The sequence below is a fragment of the Rhizobium sp. B21/90 genome (assembly GCF_019355815.1).
GTDB classification, from domain to species: Bacteria; Pseudomonadota; Alphaproteobacteria; order Rhizobiales; family Rhizobiaceae; genus Rhizobium; species Rhizobium rhododendri.
Window position 1 is genome coordinate 445,946 of record NZ_CP072162.1, and the last position, 23,096, is coordinate 469,041.

Sequence of the window (23,096 nt, forward strand, 5' to 3'; positions counted from 1 at the left end):
GCGGTTACAGGCTGTCGAGCTTGGCCTGCAGCGCCTTCATCTGCTCCTTCAACTCGTCGATGTCGCGGGCTTCGGCCTTGCGGGTTTCCTTCGGCGGTGACTTCATGAAGGGCGCAAACATCTCCATGGCCTGCTGAAACATGTCCGTGTTGCGGCGCACCTGTTCCTCGACCATCTTGATCGGCAGCGAGAAGTTCTTGGCGAGCGGCGTTTCGCCAAAAGCGCTGCTCATCTGCTCTCGCATCTGGACTTGCTGCTCGGTGAAGGACTTCATCGAATGCTCGAGAAAGCTTGGTACGACCATCTGCATCTGATCGCCGTAAAAGCCGATCAGCTGTCGCAGGAAGGAAATTGGCATCAGGGTATTGTTTGTCTTCGATTCCTGCTCGAAGATGATTTGCGTCAATACCGCATGCGTGATGTCATCGCCGCTTTTGGCATCCTGAACTGTAAACTCCTCCCCCCGTTTTACCATCTCCGCCAGGTCTTCCAGTGTAACGTAAGTGCTGGTGCCTGTGTTGTAGAGGCGGCGATTGGCGTATTTCTTTATTACGACCTGGCCCTCGTTTTTTGCCATTATCAGTCTCCTAACCCCGTCTGATTGTATGGATACTCCTCCACCAAAGAGTGTAGACGGAAAGGAAGGCCGGTGACAATCAGTTTGTGCGCTGCGGCAATCCCTTTCCGCAGGTTGGTTTTTCGGTCCATCAGCATGTTGAAACAAAACATGCAGGGTTGAAATCTTCGTGTTTGACTCGGGAGCCCGGCTTTGACAGTTTTCGCCGGCCGAGCCAGCTCTCGAGGAGGATTTCATGAGCCAACCATCCATCGTCATCGCCAGTGCCGCGCGCACCGCAGTCGGCGCCTTTAACGGTGCTTTTGCAGCGGTCCCGGCCCACGAACTGGGAGCAACGGCAATCCGGGGTGCGCTGCAGCGCGCCGGCATCGAGGCTGCCGAGGTGGACGAGGTTATCCTCGGCCAGGTGCTGCAGGCAGCGCAGGGCCAGAACCCGGCGCGCCAGGCTGCGATGAAGGCGGGCGTGCCGCAGGAGGCGACGGCCTGGAGCGTGAACCAGCTTTGCGGCTCGGGCCTGCGGGCCGTGGCGCTTGGCATGCAGCAGATTGCGCTTGGCGATGCGAAAATTATCGTGGCCGGCGGCCAGGAGTCCATGTCGATGGCGCCGCACGCGGCCCACCTGCGCGCGGGCACCAAGATGGGCGACATGACCATGGTCGATACGATGATCAAGGATGGCCTGACCGACGCATTCTACGGCTATCACATGGGTATCACCGCCGAAAACGTCGCCAAGCAGTTTGAGCTGTCCCGCGATGACCAGGATACCTTTGCCGTCGCTTCCCAGAACAAGGCCGAGGCAGCCCAGCAGGCCGGACGTTTCAGGGATGAGATCGTGGCCTTCACAATCGCCGGCCGTAAGGGCGACGTGACCGTCGATAGCGACGAGTACATCCGCCACGGATCGACGCTGGAGGGCATGGCGCGGCTCCGTCCTGTGTTCGACAAAGAGGGGACGGTTACCGCCGGCAACGCATCCGGGCTAAACGACGGTGCTGCCGCAACGGTGCTGATGAGCGAGGGGGAAGCCGAACGTCGTGGAATCCGTCCACTGGGCCGGATCGTTTCCTGGGCAACCGCGGGCGTGGATCCGCAAATCATGGGCACCGGCCCCATTCCGGCCTCGCGGAAGGCGCTGGAAAAAGCTGGCTGGACGGTTGGCGACCTCGACCTCGTGGAGGCCAACGAGGCCTTCGCGGCACAGGCCTGCGCGATCAGCCGCGAACTGGGCTTCGATCCCGCCATCGTCAATGTCAACGGCGGGGCGATTGCCATCGGTCACCCGATTGGCGCATCGGGCGCCCGTATTCTGACCACTTTGTTGTTCGAGATGAAGCGGCGCGGTGCACGTAAGGGTCTTGCGACCCTGTGTATTGGCGGCGGCATGGGGGTAGCCATGTGTATCGAGGCGTTTTAAACAGTCTGCCATGGGGTCTGCGGGCTGCGTGGTAGGCAGCGGCACTGGGGAACGGACTATGAGCAGAGTAGCACTCATCACCGGGGGCACCCGCGGCATCGGCGCCGCCATTTCCATGGCGTTGCACAATGCCGGCTATCGGGTCGTCGCGACCTATGCCGGCAACGATGAAAGAGCCGAAGCCTTTAACAGCGTGACGGGCATTGCCGTCTATCGCTGGGACGTCACGGACTACGAGGCTTGCGGCAAGGGCATTGCCCAGGTCGAGGCTGACGTCGGCCCGGTGGAGATCCTGGTCAACAACGCCGGCATCACCCGCGATGCGATGTTCCACAAGATGACGCCGCAGCAGTGGCATGAGGTGGTGAATACGAACCTGAACGGTCTTTTCAACATGACGCACCATGTGTGGGCGGGCATGCGGGAGAGAAATTTTGGGCGGGTCGTCAATATCTCGTCGATCAATGGCCAGAAAGGCCAGATGGGCCAAGCCAACTATTCGGCCGCAAAGGCGGGGGATATCGGCTTTACCAAGGCGCTGGCGCAAGAAGGCGCTGCCAAGAACATTACCGTCAATGCGATCTGCCCTGGCTATATCGGCACGGAGATGGTGCTGTCGGTGCCGGAAAAGGTAATGAACGGTTATATCCTGCCGCAAATTCCGGTTGGCAGGCTGGGGGAGCCGGAAGAAGTTGCCCGTTGCGTCGTATTCCTCGTTGCCGATGACGCCGGGTTCATCACCGGCTCCACGATCACGGCAAATGGCGGCCAGCTTTTCGTCTGACGGATTTATCTTCGTCTATGAAGTGGCGAGCTAGCGGCGTGCATTCCGCGGGCGCGAGCGAACAGGCACGAGCACCCGGCTTTGCTCCTTGCGCTGGGCCGCCCGCACGGCAACGGTCGAGGTAACGGCAGCGGCAGCGATGACACCCAAAGCAGCGATATATGTGACGAGTTCAACCATGGAAAAGTCGATCCTTTCGGCGAGCACCCGGTAGCCCGGCTCAAACAATATTGCTCGCGTTCCATCAATATCGGTACAGCAACACCGAATTGAAAGGGGTTGAAGTTCACGTCATCGTCAACAGTGTGTTGACGGCATGAAAAAGGGCGCCGAAGCGCCCAATTCCAACTTCATGCCGAAGCTTAGCGGCAACGTGCTTCGTAGCGCTGGCCATAACGGTCGCGATAGATGCAGTAGCCACGACGTTCCGAGTGGCCGATCAGGTTACCGACGAGGCCGCCTGCAACGGCGCCGACAGCAGCACCGCCCCAGCTATTGGTGACGGCACCACCGATGACGGCACCGGTGCCTGCACCAATGGCTGTGCCGCGCTCTTCCGGCGTGCACGATGCGAGTGTGCCGATGAGTGCAACTGCGATAATCAGTTTTTTCATGTCTTGCTCCCTAGATAATAGACCATATTGGTCTAGCACAAATTACGAATTAAATCCGCCCCATCAGGACGAGCACCAGAATGATGACGACGATGAGACCAAGTCCACCAGAAGGACCATAACCCCAGCTGCTGCTGTAGCCCCAGTTTGGCAGTGCGCCCACCAGGAGCAATACGAGTACGACGAGCAGTATCGTGCCGAGCATGGTCAGTTCCCTTCACTTCGAAAGCATTTGTTTGCTGATGCCATAAACGCGGCTCACATAAAGTTGTTCCCGCCAACTATCTCGATTATTTGGGACAATGGCTTATTGGGGAGATTTTATAGCCGGCTCAGCGGTTTTTCATGGCTGGATGCTGCTCTCGCCCTGAAGATGCTGTCACGTCGGCGCCGACGACGATTCATCATCTGGTGCTTTTGGCCGGCGTAGTGACGATATCTAGGCGTGAACGGATCATGAATCCGGGCGAGTCAGCGATTCGTAGCCTCTTTGTTCCGGGGGCGTTCCAAACCGCTCCCGCAGGTCGTCCGAGGCCACTTTGCTTCCCGTCTGTGGCAAATGACCAGTATTATCCGGGTGTCTAAAAAATTGTTTTGCCTTCCGGGCCTTGCCTTTGCCACCTAGGCTGGTCATCTGTGGGGAAGCTTACAACAAGCGTTCCTGACCCTGAAGGCTGCTGCGCCTCATCTTCGCATGGACCAATGACCCTGACTTCGCAGCCCATGATTTTGAGCGGTCGCGGTGTAACCGCGGTGCTCGGACCGACAAATACCGGCAAGACCCATTACGCCATCGAGCGCATGGTCGCGCACGGCAATGGCATGATCGGCCTTCCGCTGCGGCTTCTGGCGCGCGAGGTCTACACGCGGCTTGTCGAGAAAGTCGGTATCAAGAACGTTGCGCTGTTTACCGGCGAAGAAAAGATCGCCCCGCCTAACGCCTGTTACTCCGTCTGCACTGTCGAGGCGATGCCGCGCGAGACGCGGGCCTCTTTCGTTGCCATCGACGAGGTGCAACTCGCCGGCGATCTCGAGCGCGGTCATATCTTCACTGATCGTATCCTGCATCTGCGCGGCCGCGACGAGACATTGCTTCTCGGCGCGGGCACCATGCGGCCGATCCTGGAGCATCTGTTGCCGGGAATTACCGTTGTCGAGCGGCCAAGGCTTTCCCATCTTGCCTATGCCGGCCAGAAGAAGATTACCCGGCTGCCGCAGCGTAGCGCCATCGTCGCGTTTTCAGCGGATGAGGTCTACGCCATTGCCGAACTGATCCGTCGCCAGCGCGGCGGGGCGGCCGTGGTCCTCGGTGCCCTAAGCCCACGCACGCGCAATGCCCAGGTCGAGCTTTACCAGAACGGCGATGTCGAATACCTCGTCGCTACCGATGCCATCGGCATGGGCCTCAATCTTGATGTCGATCACGTCGCGTTTGCCCAGGACAGGAAATTCGATGGCTACCAGTTCCGTCATCTCAATCCTGGTGAACTCGGGCAGATTGCCGGCCGTGCCGGTCGCCATCTGCGCGACGGGACGTTCGGTGTTACCGGCCAGGTCGATCCCTTCGATGCCGATCTCGTTCGCCGCATCGAGAGCCACCAGTTCGACAACGTCAAAGTGTTGCAATGGCGCACGAAGGATCTCGACTTTTCCTCCGTCGCCGCGCTGAAGCTCAGCCTCGATGCGCCGCCGCGCATCCATGGGCTGACACGTTCGTTGCCTTCCGTCGACCAGCAGGCTTTGGAGCAACTGACCGGTTATCCGGAGGTTGCGCGCCTCGCCGTCGGCCGGGCGAATGTAGAAAAATTATGGGAAGCCTGTGCATTGCCGGATTATCGGCGTATCACACCGGCCCAACATGCCGATTTGATTTCGTCCCTGTTTTCCGATCTCGTGCAACATGGCACGGTGAACGAGGATTTCATGGCCGAGCAAGTCCGGCGCGCCGACCGGACCGATGGCGAGATAGACACGCTTTCGGCGCGAATCGCGCAGATAAGAACTTGGACCTATGTTTCGAATCGGCCCGGTTGGCTTGCCGATCCGACACACTGGCAAGAAAAGACGCGGGAAATCGAAGATCGATTGTCCGACGCGTTACATGAAAGGTTGACGAACCGCTTTGTTGATCGCAGGACATCTGTGCTCATGAAGCGCCTGAGAGAGAATGCAATGCTGGAAGCTGAAATCAGTGTAAATGGAGATGTCTTCGTCGAAGGGCATCATGTCGGGCAGTTGACCGGGTTCCGGTTCTCTCCTATCGGCGGGACTGACGGTCCCGACGCCAAAGCCGTGCAGAACGCGTCGCTCAAAGCGCTGGGTCTGGAATTCGAGGCGCGCGCTGCCCGCATTCATGCGGCAGGCAACGGCGATCTGGCGATCGGCTCCGATGGTTCGGTGCGCTGGCTCGGCGACCCCGTGGCGCGGCTTACCGGCAGCGACCATATCATGCGCCCACGCGTCATCCTGCTTGCCGACGAGCAGCTGACCGGCCATGCGCGCGAACATGTTGCCGCCCGCATCGAGCGCTTCGTCAATCATCACATTTCGACGGTGCTGAAGCCGCTCGACGACCTCTCTCGCGCTGAAGACCTGCAAGGCCTTGCCAAGGGTCTGGCTTTCCAGGTCGTCGAGAACCTCGGCGTGCTGTTCCGCCGCGATGTCACGGAAGAAGTGAAGTCGCTGGACCAGGATGCGCGCGCCTCGATGCGCCGCTATGGCATCCGCTTCGGCGCCTATCATATTTTCGTTCCAGCATTGCTGAAGCCGGCTCCGGCTGAGCTCATCACCCTGCTCTGGGCGCTGAAAAACGACGGCATCGACAAGCCGGGCTATGGCGATCTCATCCCGGTCCTGGCTGCCGGCCGCACATCCGTGGTCACGGATTCGACCTATGAGCGCACCTTCTACAAGCTCGCCGGCTTCCGTTTCCTTGGCAAGCGTGCCGTGCGCATCGACATTCTCGAGCGCCTTGCCGATCTTATCCGGCCGCTGCTGCAGTGGAAGCCCGGCCAGCCTTCCCGTCCGGACGGTGCCTATGATGGCCGGCGCTTCACAACGACGACGGCGATGCTGTCCATTCTTGGTGCTACGCTCGACGATATGGAAGAGATCCTGAAGGGCCTCGGCTATCGCGCCGATGCCGTGCCGGCCGAAGAAGCTGCAATTCACCTCAGCAAGCAGGACGCTACGCCAGTCGCTGCGACAAACGTATTGGCACCAGTCGACGGATCCTCTACGCCGCACCCAGAGACAGCTGAAGCCGAAGCTGCCGTGGCGACCCAGTCAGAGGCCGTCGCGGAAACAGTCGCGGAAGTGTCCGCAGCGGTTTCGGAAGATGCTCCTGTTGCCGAGCCGGAAGCCGCCAAAGACGTTGCGCCTGAAAGCGCAGCAGAGGCTGCCGTTACCGATGTGGCTCCGTCAAAAGCTGCGGCCGAAGGCGCTCCAGTCGACGCGGTCGCTGCCGAGCCGCCGAAGCCGGTATTGCTGTGGCGGCTGGGTGGCCGCAACGACAACCAGCGTCCGGCTCCGCGCCAGGGCGAGCGCCGTGGTCAACAGGGTCCACGCGCTGGCCAGGATCAGGCCAATGCGCAGCCAAACACCAATCGTCGCCCATCCGGCGACCAGCCGCAGGGCGAAGGCAATCGCGAAGCACGCGACAATCGCGGCGGGCCGCGCGGTGGCAAGGACGGCGGCGGCGGTCGTCCGCCGCAGCAGCAGGGCAAGCGTCCCGATCATCGCGGCGGCGAGCGCAATGAGCGCAATGACCGTGGTGGAGAGCGCAACGATCGAAACAATCGCCCGGCGGCTCAGCCGACACGCTTCGAGGCGAAGCCACCTCGCAAGGAAAAGCCGATGGATCCGGATTCGCCCTTCGCAAAGCTGGCCGCGCTCAAGGAGCAGATGAAGAAGTAAGCCATGGTGGACGAAAGACAGGTCTCAAGCGGTTCGCGACAGCGCATCGACAAGTGGCTGTTTTTCGCCCGCATGATAAAATCCCGCTCGCTGGCGCAGACCTACGTGCTTAAGGGCAACGTACGGATCAATGGCGAGCGCATCATCCAGCCGAGCCATGGCGTCAGGCCCGGCGACAAGATCGAACTGTCGCTGGAACGACGGGACATAGTTCTCGTTGTCAGACTGCCCGGGGAGAGGCGAGGTCCTTTCGAGGAAGCCAAGCTGCTGTATGAGGACATCACGCCGCCACCGGATGAAACGAAGAAGCTGACCCTGTTCGAACAAGCGCTGCGCGACCCCGGCGCCGGACGCCCGACGAAGCGCCAGCGCCGCGAGATCGACCGGCTGATGGCGGACGACGAGTAGAATACGATGCCGGCAGGCTTGAGATTTAGAGACTGTTTAATCTTGAAATCTGCCGACAAAGCCGATACCTGACGAGCAACCCGCTGAGACAGCCGGTTTACTTGCCTCCGGGACGAGGCAGGTTGCCGGTACCCGATGGAAAGGCGCGACGTTCCAGGTCGTGCGTCCCCGGAAAACTTGAAAAATCCTGGAGTTCATCATGACCTACGTCGTGACCGACAATTGCGTACGTTGCAAATACACCGATTGCGTTGAAGTCTGCCCGGTAGACTGCTTTTACGAAGGCGAGAATTTTCTCGTCATCCATCCCGACGAGTGCATCGATTGCGGCGTCTGCGAACCGGAATGTCCGGCTGAAGCCATTAAGCCCGATACCGAACCGGGCCTCGACAAGTGGTTGAAAATCAATGCCGATTACGCGACCCAGTGGCCAAACATCACGGTCAAGCGGGAGCCGATGGCCGAAGCAAAGCAGATGGATGGCGAGACCGGCAAGTTCGAGAAATACTTCTCTGCCAACCCCGGTTCTGGCGACTGATCCTTGCCTCCAAACGAACGTTGCGCCGAATCATGGCGCGCGTCCGAATTGGCGTGCAAATACGGCACTGCAAAGCAAATTATTGATTTCCTCAGATTTTTGTGCTAGGGTCGCACTACTGATCCATTGAGGCATCTTGATGCTTCTTTTCACCACGAAAGCAAACAAACAATCCCGCACGCGGTTTCCTTGACATATCAACATTATGAGTTGTCGGGTCAAGGATCGCGATGAATGGATTGTTTTTCTGCGCCTTTGGTGGACCAGCATGTAGTCACCCCGACGGTTATCCGTCTCATCCGGGCCTGACTGACCCGGCCTCGGCGCTCGCCGGGTGCATAACAGGGAGTTTTTGATAAGAATGACGACCCAACAGAAGAAACCTTCAGTGCGCCACGGCTTCAAAACCGGCGAATCGATCGTTTATCCCGCCCACGGTGTGGGTACGATCACCGCGATTGAAGATCAAGAAGTGGCTGGCATGACGCTTGAACTTTTCGTGATTGATTTCGAAAAGGACAAGATGCGTTTGAAGGTTCCGGTGGCGAAAGCCATGAGTATCGGCATGCGCAAGCTGTCGGAAAGCGATTTCGTCGAACGTGCATTGAAGGTCGTGCAGGGTAAAGCCCGCGTCAAGCGTACCATGTGGTCGCGTCGGGCGCAGGAATATGATGCGAAGATCAATTCCGGCGACCTGATCTCGATTGCTGAAGTCGTCCGCGATCTTTATCGCGCCGAGAACCAGCCGGAGCAGTCCTACTCCGAGCGCCAGCTTTATGAAGCAGCGCTGGACCGGATGGCTCGCGAAATTGCTGCCGTCAACCGCCTGTCGGAAACGGAAGCCGTTCGTGTCGTCGAGACCAACCTCAACAAGGGACCGAAGCGAGGCAAGGTTCTGGAAGAGGAAGAGTCGCAAGACGAAGCGGCATAATCATATAGGCAGCATTCTTCAAAAACCCGGCCCTTGTGCCGGGTTTTTCTTTGGAACTTTTATTTTTTCGTTGCGTTAATCGCATGTAATTCCGGCAGAGGACCTGCCGCGTCCACCAACTTGGGGCCGGATCATGCGTTCAATTCCAAGGCTTTATGTCTCTCAGACAATACATAGTCCACCGCACCGATCCGACAAGCCCTGACGAAAACACATTAAAGATCAGGGGCCTATTTAAAACCCCGATCGCCGACACCAAAGGTCATCTGCGCAGCGTCTGCGCGGATCAGGCACTGCTTTTTCTGCTTCCGGCGCGATGCCGACATTAGGGAGAATGATATGACGACCATGTCTGCAGATCGACGCATGATCAAAATCGCAATGGCGGCTCCCTATCTCGAGCGAAGCGAAGAGCACGATCTTGCACTTCGCTGGAAGGAAAACGATGACCGCGGCGCCCGCAACAAGATTGCGACCGCCCATATGCGCCTTGTCATCTCCATGGCCGGCAAGTTCCGCAACTTCGGCCTGCCGATGAGCGACCTCGTTCAGGAAGGGTACGTGGGCCTGCTGGAAGCCGCTGCCCGCTTCGAGCCCGAGCGGGAAGTGCGCTTCTCGACCTATGCAAGCTGGTGGATCCGCGCTTCCATCCAAGACTATATCCTGCGCAACTGGTCGATCGTTCGTGGCGGCACGAGTTCGGCCCAGAAAGCGCTGTTTTTCAACCTCCGCCGGCTGCGCGCCAAGCTCGCCAAGGGCGATACGCAGCTGACTGTCCAGTCCATCCATCAGGAAATTGCAGCTGCTCTCGGCGTCAGTCTGAACGATGTGCAGGTGATGGATGCCCGTCTCTCCGGCAACGATGCCTCTCTGCAGGCCCCGTCGATCTCCGGCGATGCCGATAGTGCCGAGCGGATGGATTTTCTGGTCAGTAACGAGCCGCTGCCGGACGAGCAGGTGACATCGATGATCGACGGCGAGCGCCGGCGCAAATGGCTTGCCGCAGCCCTCACCCATCTGAACGAACGCGAGATGAAGATCATCAGCGCCCGTCGCCTGGCTGAGGATGGCGCAACTCTCGAAGAACTCGGTGCCGATCTCGGCATTTCCAAAGAGCGTGTTCGCCAGATCGAAAGCCGCGCCATCGAAAAGCTTCGCAGCGCGCTGGTTGTTGCCGATCCGCACATGGCGGCATTTGCGTAAGGCAAAACGGCTCAGATTTGGAAGATACTTGCGTCTCTCGCGATAGCTTCTGCACTTAACGGAAATGCAATCCGATACGCTGCGTGCTTTCAGCGTATCGCATCGCCACTTACGCGGACGCGTTTCAGGTGAGTGGATGCCCCAATTTCTTTAACTGATTAAGTCAGTCGCTCTGCACCAAATCCATCTTTTGATTTGCAACCACATAGGCGCAGGACTGCATAATGGCTCCCATGAGCACCGTTGACATGCCGACCCCAACGCCCTCGCCAAAATCCGCAATCCTGCTGCAGTAAAATTCAGACTCTCGGCGATGTACCGGCTGTTGCGTTGCTGCGCAGATACTGAGGGGCGCGCTTAACCGCAGGCTAAACTCCCTCGCTGGTTGACGACGTCTACATCACCAAATTCCGGCCCTCACTTATCCTCGATATAATTTTCTACATTAGCGGAACAAGATGTCGACGCTTGCGTTTTGCGCCCTGTAAAGTCAACGAAATGAGGCGTCTCATGAGCAGCACCACAGACAAGGCATCCGGTCTCGCAAACGAAGCGATCGGCAACATCAAGCAGGGCGTCGGCAAGCTGGTTGGCAGCGAAAAGCTCCAGGCTGAAGGCAAGCTGCAGGAGATCAAGGGTGAAGGCCAGCAGGCCGCCGGCGAAGCAAAGGCCGCTGTTAAGGACGGTGCTCAGAAGGCATCAGACTATCTCGACAAGAAGCTCTGATTATCCAGTCTGCGGGCTCTGAACTCAGCCTAAACGCGGTTACTGCGCCTTTTATAAATGGCCATTCGCCCGTCAACAAAGACGAGGTCGAGGAGCCCCGCAAGACGATAGTCCGAACTTTGACGCGCCCTGCCACCCGACCCCGGATCACGGTGGAAGCAGGCAGGAGCGCGTCAACTATCCCCACAGTCACAAGAATTGCCTCCGAGGTCAAAAAGAGTACGACCGCCCTCGGATGCGGGTCTTTCTCAATCAACTTTCGAACATCAGGACTCGACCCATGACAGACCCCGTTGGCATCAACCGCCGCGCCGAACTCGCCTACGCTGCAGACCCGAGCGACTCTGCTCTTTTTAACAAGATTTCCTGGGGAGCGATTTTCGCAGGCGTCGCCGTGGCGCTTGCCGTCCAGTTCCTTCTCAACCTCCTCGGTGTCGGCATCGGTGCTGCCGTCGTTGACCCTGCCAAATACGACAATCCGTCCGCCAGCTCCTTTTCCATCGGCGGCGGCATCTGGTTCGTCGTTGCGGGGCTCATCGCCGCATTCGTGGGTGCTTATGTCGCCGGGCGCCTGTCCGGTCGGCCAAGCAAGTCGACGGGCTCCTTCCATGGCCTGACAACATGGGCTGTAACCACGCTGGTCATCCTGTACCTGCTGACCACATCGATCGGTGCCGTGGTGGGCGGCGCATTCAGCGGTCTCGGCAGCATGCTGGGCGGCGTTGGACAAACAGCAAGCACAGCCGTCTCGGCTGCCGCTCCAATGGCTGCAAACGCCAACAACCCGATGGCAGACATCGAGAAGCAGATCCGCAACGCCAGCGGCGGCAACGATCCTGAAGCCCTTCGCGCAGCTGCTGTCAGCGCCGTACAGGCAGTGATCACCGGCGACCAGGCAAAGGCTGACGATGCCCGCAACCGTGCTGCAGATGCGATTGCAAAGGCTCAAAACATCCCTGTCGATCAGGCTAAGGCGCAGGTTGCCCAGTACGAAGCAACGTATCGCACGAACATGGAAGCAGCCAAGCAGAAGGCTATCGACGCCGCGCAGACAGCTACCAAGGTTGTGTCCAGCGGCGCCATCCTTGCCTTCATCGCCCTGCTGCTCGGTGCAGTCGCCTCGTGGTTCGGCGGTTCGGTCGGCACTCGGGCAATTCCGGTCGCTACAGTCGCAGTCAACAGAGGCGTCTGATATTTAGGCTCTTCGGCGATATGAATACCAAAGCGCTCCCCATTGTCCCGCCGGCAATGGGGAGCGCTGCGCTTCGGGCACTGCTTGAAAGGCAACTCAACCTTCATCGGGCATCGCAACATTTTTTTGGCGGTGGATGCCCAGGCCGCTGACGGTCTACGACTTGAACAGCTGCAATATGGCATTGGGCATCACGCTTATCTCACCCCCCATCTTCGGCAACGGCTGCCATGCCGAGGCTTTGCCCCAATCCGATAACGGCCGCCACGATCTTGTGGCTCCCGGCATGGACGTCCATCGTCTTTACGAAACCGGCATTGATCTTCAGCTTGTCGACGGCAAAGCGTCGAGACGGGTGAGGCTGGAGAAGCCGGTTCCGAAGTCATCGAGGGCAATCCCGAAGCCTGCACTCTTGAACTGCCGGCTACTATCCAAAGCGAGTTCCTGATCTTCGATCAGGACGCTTTCGGTAATTCGATATGCGCACGATGAAAGGCGAAACCGGACCGCGCGATGGTGGAGGAAATTTCATCGAACAAGCGAGGATCACGCACGTGCAAGATGCGGTCGGGCGCGACGGTGACGCTATTCGGCGATGATCTTGACGCGGTCGCCGGGAGAGACGGATGAGCCTGTCTGGAGCGCATTGATCAGCTTGAAGAGGTCAAGCTTGCGGTCGGTCCCCATCATGCGGGAGGCGAGCGTCGTGATGTTGTCGCCCGGCTGGACGGTGAGGACGCGGACACGCAGCGGTTTCAGCGATGCGGCTTCGGCCGGTGTGATGTGGCGGAAGCTGGCGCGAAGGACATCAGCCGTCTGCTCCAGTGCTGCGCTGCCCTTGGGAACTGCGGTCAGGAAACGAAATATCTGCGACTTGTCGCGAATGACGGTCACGTCGAAATCCCAACGGTCGGCCGATGCCCGTGCCGTTGCCGCCTCCATGCCGTTTACGACCATCGGCTTGATGGTTGCCGGATCCAAGCCGGTGACCCATCCGCTCGAGATATAATTGGTCAGCGACTGGTTCTGCGTGTCGGCGACGCCATCGAAGCGGACGGCTATGTCGCCGGGGCCGGTCGCCAGCACTGCCTCGACCTTGTTGTCGATGCGGAATTCCGGCGGCACCTCGAAACGGATACCGAGGCCACCGTGCAGGAACACCTGGCCACGAACGTAACCTTCTTCCGGGCTGTCGCCATAGAGCAGCCCATCGATACCGTTGAGATAATAGTCGCGGCCGGTGTCTCCGACCTTGCCCTGCTCGCCGAACTCGCGGGCATGCTCGCGCGCAAGATCGATGCGCTGCGGCGTGCTCGGATGGCTCGATAGGAAGTCGAGGCTCTGGTCGGCGTCGGAGTTTGCCGACTGGTAGCGACTGTAGGCTTCCATCGAATCCAGGAAGCGGGCGGCGGCGTAGGGGTCGTATCCGGCCTGGCCGAGCGTGCGAATGCCGATCTCGTCGGCTTGCAATTCCTGCTGGCGCGAGAATGCAGCCAGACGCAGCTTGCCGCGCGCCAATGCCTGCTTGCCGGCGATGTCGCTGGAAAGAACCTCGCCGACGACGCGGCTGGCGATGACCTCAGCCTCTTCGCGCTTCTGCCGCTCGATGCCGTGATTGGCGGTCACGTGGGCCATCTCGTGGGCAAGCACGGCCGCCACTTCAGAAGCATCGTTGGCGAGCGCCAGCAGGCCACGGGTGACGTATAGGTAGCCGCCCGGTAGGGCGAAGGCGTTAATAGCCGGCGAGTTCAGAATGGTGATGCGGTAGGATTGTAGCGGATTTTCCGAGACGCTGGTGAGGGCGCCGGCAATGCGGGCCACAAGCCGCTCGGTCTTTGCATCCTTGTATTCGCCGCCATAGCTGGCAACGATGCGGGGATGCTCGCGTGCGCCCATCTGGGCGCGGGGATCGTTCTTCTGGACTTCCGAGACGATCTGCGGATTGGCCGATGGCGAGACGTTTGGCTGGTACGTCTGGTCCATCAGCGACTGGCAGCTATTCAGCACTGTCGCTGCTGCCAGCAGCAGGACGTAGCGCCGGCACGACGTAGCAGCGCCGCGCAGCCTGGAAGGGCGCAAGCGTGTCCTCGTTCGTTCCATGCGCTCGGGCTGCTTCAGGACTTCAGTTCCGCTTGTCGTGTCTTAATGTCGGCAGGTCGCAAGATCGCGCTGATCGTCGTCCCACATGCTCGAGGTTTAGATCCATCCGCGCTTTCGCGCCGCATTTGTCGATGGTCTGCTCCCACTGCTCTAACTGATTTAGGCCTTAGTTGCATAGCGAGACTCTGCTTAATTGTGGCGTCGTTGCATTTTGGCAAGCATCGGTTCGAGATTACATTGTCGTGCAACACCGAAATTGCGGCAAAAGTCGTGCCGCGGCGCGATCATGGCCTCAAATCTGCAAAAAGCGCTGCAAAGCGGGCAGGCCGAGTGCCTCGAGAAAGCCATCTATCGGGGCTGTCAGGCGGATTTCGCCGGCATCGATGAACACCGCATGGTCGGCAAGCTGACGCACTTCGCGCGGATCGTGGGAGACGATCAACACCGTGTTGCCGGTCTCGCGGTGCAACTCCTTCAGCAGGTCGGCCATGCCGGCGCGAAGGCTGGGGTCTAGGGATGCAAAAGGTTCGTCCAGCAGCAGGATCGGCCGGTCGCGGATCAGCGCCCGAGCAAAGGCTGCGCGCTGCCGTTCGCCGCCGGACAGAGTGCCCGGCATCCGCTTTTCGAAGCCCTTGAGACCGACGCGTGCGAGGGCATCCGAGATCAGCCGGCGATCGTCGGTGCTGAGCCGCAGCGATGGGCTCAGCCCAAGACCGATATTGGTGAAGAGGTCGAGATGGGCAAATAGGTTGTTATCTTGGAACACCAGCGACACGGGCCGCTCGGCTGGGCTCATCGCGGTGACATCGGTGTCGTTCAGCATGATACTGCCGCTATCCGGCGTCTCGAAGCCGGCCAGCAGATTGAGAAAGGTCGATTTGCCGGCGCCCGACGGGCCGGTGACGGCAATGATCTTGCCGGCGGGAAGGGTGCACTGGAAGCGGAAATCGTGGCCGCCCAGCCGCAACCGCACGTCCGACAGGATAAGATCGGGGAGAGAGTTCACAGCCTGCCGCCTTTCTCGGCCCTGGATGCCTGGCCTGCGGTTCCGGCCACCGTCAATGCGAGGCAAAGCAGGCCCAGCAGCAGCGCATAGCCATCTGCGTCGTTGGTACGATAGCTGCCGAGCCGGCTATAGACCAGCCATGGCAGGGTGACGATATTGCCGGAGCCGAAAAGCGCCACCGCACCGAGGTCGCCAAGCGACAGCGCCATGGCGAAGGACAGTGCCGTAAACAGCGGCTTGCGCAGCCCGGGCCAGTCTACGTGGCGCAAGCGGGAAAAGCCCGTGAGACCGAGACTTGCTGCCAGCCGACCGGTGCGGGCGGTGTGAATGGCAAAGGCCGGTTCGACGACGCGGATGACGAAGGGTAGCGCCATCAGCATGTTGATGCAGACGATGAGGGTGGCCGCAAACCGCGTCGGATCTCCGAAGGGACGCAGCGCCATGAACCATCCGGTCGCCAGCACGATCGGCGGCGCCAAGAGGACAAGCGATGAGGCGGCACCGAGCGTCGCCGAAAAGGCGCGGAGGCCTGTCGTGCCTTTTCGCACCGACGAGATGGCATAGCGGGCTCGCACGATTGCCAGCGAGAGGATGACAGCGAGCAGGCCGGCGGAAAGCGCGATGGCAAGGCTGGTCAGCAGCGCCTGCAGGAAGACCGGCTGGCTGGCGAGCCCGCCGAGGTTGGCCTCCATGCCTGCCACCGCGACGGACACCAGCGGCAGCACGATGAACAGCGCAACAGTCGCGATCACCGCGCCGTCGGACAGTTGCGCCAGACGCTGCCGCCCGTCGAGGCGGCGTGGCGCCCTGCCGGTTGCGGGGCCCGGATCGTCCGGCGCCGGCAGCAGCGCCATCACGGCAAGCACGGCGCCGGTCATCGCAACCTGCAGCAAGGCCAGTGCAACGGCACGGCCGGGGTCGAAGTCGAACCGCAGCGCCTGATAGATGGCAACTTCGATTGTCGTGGCCGCCGGTCCGCCGCCGAGCATCAGGACCAGGGTAAAACTGGTGGCACAGAGCATGAAGATGAGGCCGGCGATACCGGGGATGAGTGCCCGCAGCACAGGCCATTCGATGAAGCGGAATACGGCGCCCGGACGCATGCCAAGGCCGGATGCCATCAACCAGTATTCCGGCGGCACGCGCTCGAGGCCCGGCAGCATCAGCCTGACGGCGAGCGGCAGGTTGAAAAACACATGGGCTACGAGAATGCCGGAAAGCCCATAAATGCTGACCGGTTGTGCGAGGCCAAGCGTCTGCAGGGCGTCGTTGACGATGCCCTGTCGGCCCCAGATGCCCAGAAGCCCCATGGCGCCGATCAGCACCGGAAGCCCCATCGGCACGGCCATGAGGCGGATCAGCCAGAGGCGGCCGGGAAAGTTCCGTTGTCGGGCCAAGGCACGCGCCACGGGGATGGCAAGCGTTACCGACAACACCGTCGAGAGCGTCGCCTGCAACAAGGTGAACCGCAGGACCCGCAGGATATAGGGATCGAGCAGAGGAGCGTTGCCTTGCGTCTCGATGCCGGCGGCGAGCAGTGCGCCGACAGCAAGGCCGACGAACAGCAGAATGCCGGCGAGGCTGATAGCCCCGCCGGTCAGTGCTTTCGCTCGCTCGGATTTCGTCAGCATAGGGCTCGATCAGTTGCCGCTGGTGGCGGCCAGCCATTCGTCGATCCAGGCCTTGCGGTTCTTGTCGACTTCGGCGGGGCTCATCAGGAACGTCTTGGTGGGTACGACGAGCTTGCCGAAAGCATCCGGCAGCGGCTCCGAGGTGGCGGCGACCGGCATCATCCAGTTGTTGGTCGGGATGATGTCTTGAAAAACGGGTGTGATCATGAATTTCAGGAAGTCGCGCGCCAGATCCTTGTTGGCAGAGGTTTTCGTCAGGCCTGCTACCTCGATCTGGATGTAGTGGCCTTCCGAGAAGGATGCCGCCTGGTAGCGGTCGGTCTTGTCGGCGATCATGTGATAGGCTGGCGACGTCGTGTAGGAGAGCACCATCGGCGCTTCGCCCTTGGTGAACAGGTCATAGGCTTCCGACCAGCCAGGCGTGACGGTCAGGATGCGGCCCTTGAGCTTTTTCCATGCTTCCGCAGACTTGTCGCCATAAACCGACTTCACCCAAAGCAGCAGGCCCAGGCCCGGCGTCGAGGTACGCGGATCCTCGATGACGATCTTCTGCGACGGGTCTCCCTCAACCAGTTCCTTCATGCTCTTCGGCGGGTTCTTGATGACCTGCGTGTCGTAGACCACTGCGAAATGCCCGTAATCGTAGGGAACGAAGACGTCGTCCTTGAAGTCGCCCGGCAGCTTCACGGCCGTCGTGTCGATGCCGGCGGGCTCGAACAGACCGGTATCCCTGGCTTCATCAACGAGATTGGTGTCGAGACCTAGAACCACGTCCGCCTTGGTGTCCTTGCCCTCGAGTTTCAGGCGCGACAGGAGCGCGACGCCATCGGTGACGGCGACATAGTTGACGGTGCAGCCGCAGGTCTTTTCGAACGCCGCCTTGACCTTGGGGCCGGGGCCCCAGTCGGCGGTGAAACTCTCGTAGGTATAGACGGTCAGTGTCTTGTCTGCTGCCTGGCTGGCATGAGCGGTCAGAAGTGTCGTGCCGGCCGCCAGAACAAGGCCAGCCATAAATGTCGTCAGAGATCGGGTGGGCATCGAAGCGCCTCCTCCTTGGTTCGCGTTAAAACGGAGAATAGGCGCTGTTGATTTCGCGCGTCTAATCCCTCCGCCGGTGTTAACCGGATCAGGTTCCGCGGGTTGGCTGGTGAAAGCCTCTCAGCCAGATGTCCGGATGGACATGAGGCACCCCGTTAGAGCGAGGAAAGATGTAGCGGCGGGAGGGGTGGATGGCAAGGGGCCCCGACACGCGCGAAGCCCAGCTTTATCAATCCGCGACGTGGGCTGCAGCCGCAGGGTCGATCGTCTTGGCAATGGTTGCGCCCGGTAGCTGGACGTTCTTAAGGCAAAGTGCGGTGACCAGGCCGACAAGGCAGATGCCCGACGCCGTCAGGAACAGCGGGTTGAAGGCGGCAGCGTAGGCTTCGGCCACGGCTTCGCGCGTGGCAGCCGGCAAGGCCGCCATCATCTTCGGCGTGACTTCCTCGATATTGCTGACGCCGGGGATCGACAGGCCGACATGCAGCAGGCGGGAGCCGATGATGGCGCCGTAGATGGAGATGGCGATCGAGGCGCCGCCCATGCGCGACAGCGTGACGGCGCCGGTGGCTGCTCCGATATCGCGGCTAGAGGCTGCGTTCTGGATGCCGATGACCGGCACCTGCTGGGCAAGCCCGATGCCAATGCCATGCAGCAGCATCAGGCCGCCGATCAGATAAACCGGCGTGCCGGCATGGACTTGCGACAGGGCCGCAAAGGCAATCATGCTGCAGGCCGCACTGCCGATGGCGAAGGGCTTGTAGCGCCCGGTGGCCGAGATAAGCCGTCCCGCCGACAGCGAGCCACAGACGATGCCGCCGGTCAGGAGAATGAACAACAGGCCGGCAACCGAGGGCGAAAGGCCAGTGGTCGTCTGCAGGAATAGCGCGAAATAGTTGACCATTCCGATGGCGATGGCGCCGCTGGTGAGCGAGGTGATCAGCAACAGCCCGAAGGTCGGATTGCGGAACAACTGCATCGGCACGATCGGCTCCGGGGCGCGGCGCTCGATGAAGACCCAGGAAATGGCGCAGACGATGCCGAATGCGATAATAGCGAGAACTGCCGGGGACAGCAGCGATCCGAACAGCTGGGTACCGTCAGCGGCAAGCACGATGCAGGTGGTCGTCATCGCCAGCACGATTGCGCCGGCATAGTCGATCTGCGGCTTGCGGGCGGGTTTCCGGTAGGGGAGCATGGTGATGAGGCCGGCAAGGACGATGAAGCCGATCGGTATGTTGACGAGAAAGATCGAGCGCCAGCCGAACAGGTCGCTCATCGTGCCGCCGAGCACCGGGCCGATGGCGCCTGATGCCATCAGGACCAGGCTGGAATAGCTCTGGTAGCGGGCTCTCTCTCGAGGCTCGAACAGGTCGGCGTTGATCGAGAAGATCGATACGAGGATACCGCCGCCGCCAAGGCCTTGAAGGACGCGGGCAGCAATCAGCGTGTTCATCGACACGGCAAGACCGCAAATGGCGGAGCCGACGGTGAAGATGGCGATCGCGGTGATCATCACGTATTTGCGGCCGAAAAGGTCGCCCAGCTTGCCGTAGACCGGCATGACGGCGCTCAGCGAGAGGAGATAGGCAGAGCCGATCCAGCCGAAACGCTCGAGATGGCCGAATTCGCCGACGATGGTCGGGAGCGCGGTCGAGACGATCTGGTTGTCGAGCATCGCCATGAACATGGCAACCATCAGGAACAGATAGAGTATCAGCCGGCGACGGGGATCCGCCACAAGGGGCGCAGACGGCAGGTGCATATCCATGGGGCTTCCTATCCAGAGTGGCCGTTATATGTGCTGATAGCATATATCTGTCAAGCGCATTTGAATGCATTCTGCATATTCAACTTTTCGCGATGATCTGTTACCGTGGCGGAATGACAGTAACCTTGAAGACAGACGAACCGGTTTCGATGGATGCGCAGGAGGCGTATATCCAGCATATCGGACAGGTGATGACGCGGATGCGGCTGATGACCGGACGCCGGATGATCAGCCGGCTGGCAATCCAGAACGTGGCGCCGGACCTGGAGCTCTCGCATCTCGACGTGCTCGACGCGATCAGACGGGCGGAGGCGGGGGGCGAGGTGACGGTCGGCGCGGTTGCCGAGATCCTGCGCATCGATCCGTCACGGGCCAGTCGTATCGTTGCCGAGATGGTGACGCGTGGCGTCCTGCGCCGCAAGGCATCGCAGGCGGACGCAAGGCGCATCGTCGTGGTGATGAGCGCGCTCGGCCAGCGGCTGCTTGCAGAGGTGCAGGCACAGAAGCGGGCGCTCATCGGGGATATCGTTGCCGATTGGTCCGAGGACGACATGCAGACCTTTTCGCGCCTTTTCGATCAGTTTATCGGTGGCTTCGAGGATGCGTTTCGGGTGCGCTACCGGGATTCGGATACCTAAAGGCGCCCATTTGACGGATGACAGACTGTCGCTCTTCCCTATCGACCGGTCTTTGCGCTATGGGCTTGGCCCATGAGTTCATCCACCTTCACGATCCTGCTCGGCGGAGCGCTGCATCTGACGGAGCGGCTTCAGGCGGCAGTCGCCGGCAGTCGCTTCATCGCCGCCGATGGCGGCATGCGGCATGCGCAGGCGCTTGGTGTGGTACCGGAACTGTGGGTCGGCGATTTCGATTCGAGCCCGGCCGACCTCGGCGAGGCCTTTCCGAATGTGCCCCGGCAGCCTTATCCTGCCGCCAAGGCCCAGACGGATGGCGAGATTGCCATCGAGGAGGCAATCCGTCGCGGTGCCCGTCGCCTGGTGCTTGCCGGCGCGCTCGGAGGCGAGCGGTCCGACCATGCACTGGCGTTGCTTCTCTACGGCGTCAGCCTGGCGGAGCAGGGGTTCTCGATGCTGTTGACCTCCGGCGAGGAGGAGGCCGTGCCGCTGATCGCCGGTGCCATGGAGATAGATCTTCCCGCCGGCAGCCTGTTTTCTGTGTCCGGCTTCAGCGCGCTCGATGGCCTGTCTATTGACAACGCCCGCTATCCGCTTGCCGGTTTCCATTTGCCGTTCGGTGCCTCCCGCACCATTTCCAACGTTGCGCAGGGTATCGTGCGCTTTTCCCTTTCGAGCGGCAGGGCCATCGTCCTTGCCCGCCCCTATGACCTTTCCGGAGTCTGACCCTTGGCCCCCCCTATTCTGAAACTCGATGACATCTTTCTCTCCTTCGGCGGTGCACCGCTTCTGGCCGGTGCCAATTTCCAGGTCGAGCCCGGCGACAAGATCTCGCTGGTCGGTCGCAACGGTTCCGGCAAGTCGACGCTGCTGAAGATTGCCGCCGGTATGGTCGAAGCGCAATCCGGCGAGATCTTCCGGCATCCCTCGTCGACGATCCGCTATCTCGAGCAGGCGCCCGATTTTGGCGATCACAAGACCGTTCTCGCCTATGCCGAGGCCGGGCTGACGCCGGGGGACGATCCCTATCGCCTGACCTACCTGTTGTCGCATCTGGGGCTCACCGGCGACGAAGACCCGCAAAGCCTGTCGGGCGGAGAAGCGCGCCGCGCCGCACTCGCCCGGGTGCTCGCGCCGGAGCCGGACATCCTGTTGCTGGACGAACCGACCAACCATCTCGACCTGCCGACCATCGAGTGGCTGGAAGGCGAGCTACAGAAGACCCGCAGCGCCATCGTTGTTATTTCGCATGACCGGCGCTTTCTCGAGAAAGTCTCGACAGCCACCGTCTGGCTCGACCGCGGTACCTCGCGTCGCCTCGACAAGGGCTTTGGTTTCTTCGAGGCCTGGCGTGACACGGTGCTTGAGCAGGAAGAGCTGGAGCAGCACAAGCTCGGCAAGCAGATCGAGCGCGAAGAGCACTGGCTGCGCTACGGCGTCACCGCCCGCCGCAAGCGCAACATGCGCCGCCTCGGCGATCTGCAGACGATGCGCGCCGATTATCGCGGCCACAAGGGCCCGCAGGGCTCGGTCAACGCCAACATCTCCGACGTCCAGGAATCCGGCAAGCTTGTTATCGAGGCGGAACTGATCACCAAGGCCTATGGTGAGCGGACCATCGTTGCACCGTTCTCGATCCGCGTTCATCGCGGCGATTGCATCGGTCTCGTGGGTCCGAACGGCGCCGGCAAGACAACGCTGCTGAAGATGTTGACCGGCCAGTTGAAGCCGGACAGCGGCAAGCTGAAGCTCGGCACCAATCTCGAGATTGCCACGCTCGACCAGAAGCGCGAGGACCTCGATCCCGAGGAGACGCTGGCCCATTACCTGACCGACGGGCGTGGCGAAAGCCTGATCGTCAATGGCGAGCAGCGCCACGTCACGGGCTACATGAAGGACTTCCTGTTTGCGCCGGAACAGGCCCGCACGCCGATCCGCAAATTGTCGGGCGGTGAACGCGCCCGCCTGATGCTCGCCCGTATCCTGTCGCGTCCGACCAATCTCCTCATCCTCGACGAACCGACCAACGACCTCGACATCGAGACGCTTGATCTGCTGCAGGAAACCGTTGCCAGCTTTGCCGGCACCGTCATTCTCGTCAGCCATGACCGCGACTTCCTCGACCGTACCGTTACCTCGACCATCGCGCCGATGAATCCTGACGCGCCCGATGGCCGGTGGATCGAATATGCCGGCGGTTATTCCGACATGTTGATACAGCGCAAGGGCGTTGCCGACGAGCTTCGTAAGGCTGCAAAGGCCGAGAAAGCCCGGGGCGGCGGATCGAACGCCGGTAACCAGGGCGGCGTCAAGGGCAAGGCCAAGATGTCGTTCAAGCAGACCTATGCGCTTGAGAATATTCCGAAGGAAATCGCCAAGGCGGAGGCTGAAATTGCTGCCCGCGAACTGAAAATGTCTGACCCCAAGCTGTTTTCCAAGGATCCGGCAACGTTCAATGCTCTCGCAAAGGAAGTCGAGAAGCTGCGCGGCAAGGTGACGAAAATGGAGGAGGAATGGCTGGAGCTCGAGACGATTCGCGAACAGATGGGCTCCTGAGACCAGCAAAGGCGTCAATTTCATGGTCAAGAAACCGTAGCAGGAAAATTTCTT

The 23,096-nt window shown here is 60.6% G+C and carries 22 protein-coding genes and 1 riboswitch; of the genes, 12 read left to right on the plus strand and 10 right to left on the minus strand.

The window, feature by feature from the left end; genetic code table 11:
* Positions 1-4: 4 nt before the first annotated feature.
* A complete protein-coding gene (phaR, locus tag J5278_RS02070; protein WP_111219510.1) occupies positions 5-577 on the minus strand; it encodes a polyhydroxyalkanoate synthesis repressor PhaR in 573 nt (190 codons plus the stop codon).
* Between the two features lie 235 nt (positions 578-812).
* On the opposite strand from phaR, the gene J5278_RS02075 reads away from it, so the two are divergent.
* Positions 813-1,994, plus strand: coding sequence for an acetyl-CoA C-acetyltransferase (locus tag J5278_RS02075; RefSeq protein ID WP_209185334.1), 1,182 nt, complete (start codon positions 813-815; stop codon positions 1,992-1,994).
* Between the two features lie 58 nt (positions 1,995-2,052).
* Entirely contained in the window at positions 2,053-2,778 is a 726-nt protein-coding gene (gene phbB / locus J5278_RS02080) for an acetoacetyl-CoA reductase (protein WP_142824602.1), read from the plus strand.
* A gap of 30 nt (positions 2,779-2,808) precedes the next feature.
* On the opposite strand, the gene J5278_RS02085 is transcribed toward phbB, so the two are convergent.
* The 3 genes from J5278_RS02085 to J5278_RS02095 all read right to left on the minus strand — a co-directional run bounded on the left by J5278_RS02085 (position 2,809) and on the right by J5278_RS02095 (position 3,597).
* Positions 2,809-2,958 (minus strand): hypothetical protein, encoded by a 150-nt coding sequence (locus tag J5278_RS02085; protein ID WP_153816473.1) that lies wholly within the window; start codon positions 2,956-2,958, stop codon positions 2,809-2,811.
* Positions 2,959-3,140: 182 nt separating this feature from the next.
* The gene (locus J5278_RS02090; RefSeq protein ID WP_111219518.1) at positions 3,141-3,392 is read right to left on the minus strand and encodes a YMGG-like glycine zipper-containing protein; all 252 of its coding nucleotides are present in this window, start codon (positions 3,390-3,392) and stop codon (positions 3,141-3,143) included.
* Between the two features lie 49 nt (positions 3,393-3,441).
* Positions 3,442-3,597, minus strand: coding sequence for a DUF3309 family protein (locus J5278_RS02095; RefSeq protein WP_142824603.1), 156 nt, complete (start codon positions 3,595-3,597; stop codon positions 3,442-3,444).
* A 497-nt stretch (positions 3,598-4,094) separates the two neighbouring features.
* On the opposite strand from J5278_RS02095, the gene J5278_RS02100 reads away from it, so the two are divergent.
* From J5278_RS02100 to J5278_RS02130, 7 genes are all read left to right on the plus strand, one after another.
* Positions 4,095-7,307 (plus strand): helicase-related protein, encoded by a 3,213-nt coding sequence (locus tag J5278_RS02100; protein WP_142828769.1) that lies wholly within the window; start codon positions 4,095-4,097, stop codon positions 7,305-7,307.
* A 3-nt stretch (positions 7,308-7,310) separates the two neighbouring features.
* On the plus strand, positions 7,311-7,715 hold the full coding sequence (locus tag J5278_RS02105; protein WP_142824605.1) for an RNA-binding S4 domain-containing protein: 405 nt from the start codon (positions 7,311-7,313) through the stop codon (positions 7,713-7,715).
* Between the two features lie 199 nt (positions 7,716-7,914).
* Positions 7,915-8,253 (plus strand): ferredoxin FdxA, encoded by a 339-nt coding sequence (gene fdxA, locus J5278_RS02110; protein ID WP_111219526.1) that lies wholly within the window; start codon positions 7,915-7,917, stop codon positions 8,251-8,253.
* Positions 8,254-8,614: 361 nt separating this feature from the next.
* Complete coding sequence (locus J5278_RS02115) at positions 8,615-9,184, plus strand: CarD family transcriptional regulator (RefSeq protein WP_111219528.1); 570 nt, start codon at positions 8,615-8,617, stop codon at positions 9,182-9,184.
* A 339-nt stretch (positions 9,185-9,523) separates the two neighbouring features.
* Positions 9,524-10,387: an RNA polymerase factor sigma-32 gene (locus tag J5278_RS02120; RefSeq protein ID WP_111219530.1), complete on the plus strand. Its 864-nt coding sequence runs from the start codon at positions 9,524-9,526 to the stop codon at positions 10,385-10,387.
* Between the two features lie 510 nt (positions 10,388-10,897).
* A complete protein-coding gene (locus tag J5278_RS02125; protein WP_142828771.1) occupies positions 10,898-11,113 on the plus strand; it encodes a CsbD family protein in 216 nt (71 codons plus the stop codon).
* A 280-nt stretch (positions 11,114-11,393) separates the two neighbouring features.
* Positions 11,394-12,305, plus strand: coding sequence for a PhnA-like protein (locus tag J5278_RS02130; protein WP_209185333.1), 912 nt, complete (start codon positions 11,394-11,396; stop codon positions 12,303-12,305).
* A gap of 324 nt (positions 12,306-12,629) precedes the next feature.
* Here J5278_RS02130 and J5278_RS02135 read toward each other — a convergent pair whose 3' ends face one another.
* From J5278_RS02135 to J5278_RS02160, 6 genes are all read right to left on the minus strand, one after another.
* The gene (locus J5278_RS02135; protein ID WP_209185332.1) at positions 12,630-12,740 is read right to left on the minus strand and encodes an EAL domain-containing protein; all 111 of its coding nucleotides are present in this window, start codon (positions 12,738-12,740) and stop codon (positions 12,630-12,632) included.
* 150 nt (positions 12,741-12,890) lie between these two features.
* Positions 12,891-14,405, minus strand: coding sequence for a M48 family metalloprotease (locus tag J5278_RS02140; RefSeq protein WP_142824610.1), 1,515 nt, complete (start codon positions 14,403-14,405; stop codon positions 12,891-12,893).
* Positions 14,406-14,697: 292 nt separating this feature from the next.
* Entirely contained in the window at positions 14,698-15,411 is a 714-nt protein-coding gene (locus tag J5278_RS02145; RefSeq protein WP_209185331.1) for an ATP-binding cassette domain-containing protein, read from the minus strand.
* Complete coding sequence (gene thiP / locus J5278_RS02150; protein ID WP_209185330.1) at positions 15,408-17,042, minus strand: thiamine/thiamine pyrophosphate ABC transporter permease ThiP; 1,635 nt, start codon at positions 17,040-17,042, stop codon at positions 15,408-15,410. The genes J5278_RS02145 and thiP overlap by 4 nt, the downstream gene beginning before the upstream one ends.
* Positions 17,043-17,051: 9 nt before the next feature.
* Positions 17,052-18,080, minus strand: a complete 1,029-nt coding sequence (gene thiB, locus J5278_RS02155; RefSeq protein WP_209185329.1) for a thiamine ABC transporter substrate binding subunit — start codon at positions 18,078-18,080, stop codon at positions 17,052-17,054.
* Positions 18,081-18,128: 48 nt separating this feature from the next.
* Positions 18,129-18,245, minus strand: a riboswitch (TPP riboswitch).
* 64 nt (positions 18,246-18,309) lie between these two features.
* Positions 18,310-19,851, minus strand: coding sequence for an MDR family MFS transporter (locus J5278_RS02160; RefSeq protein ID WP_209185328.1), 1,542 nt, complete (start codon positions 19,849-19,851; stop codon positions 18,310-18,312).
* Between the two features lie 113 nt (positions 19,852-19,964).
* Here J5278_RS02160 and J5278_RS02165 point away from each other — a divergent pair, with 113 nt between their 5' ends.
* From J5278_RS02165 to J5278_RS02175, 3 genes are all read left to right on the plus strand, one after another.
* Entirely contained in the window at positions 19,965-20,489 is a 525-nt protein-coding gene (locus J5278_RS02165) for a MarR family winged helix-turn-helix transcriptional regulator (RefSeq protein WP_374108251.1), read from the plus strand.
* Between the two features lie 72 nt (positions 20,490-20,561).
* Positions 20,562-21,212 (plus strand): thiamine diphosphokinase, encoded by a 651-nt coding sequence (locus J5278_RS02170; protein ID WP_209185327.1) that lies wholly within the window; start codon positions 20,562-20,564, stop codon positions 21,210-21,212.
* A gap of 3 nt (positions 21,213-21,215) precedes the next feature.
* Positions 21,216-23,042 carry an ABC-F family ATP-binding cassette domain-containing protein gene (locus tag J5278_RS02175; RefSeq protein ID WP_209187646.1) on the plus strand — a complete coding sequence of 609 codons (1,827 nt, stop codon included), beginning with the start codon at positions 21,216-21,218 and terminating at the stop codon, positions 23,040-23,042.
* The last annotated feature ends 54 nt before the right edge of the window (positions 23,043-23,096 follow it).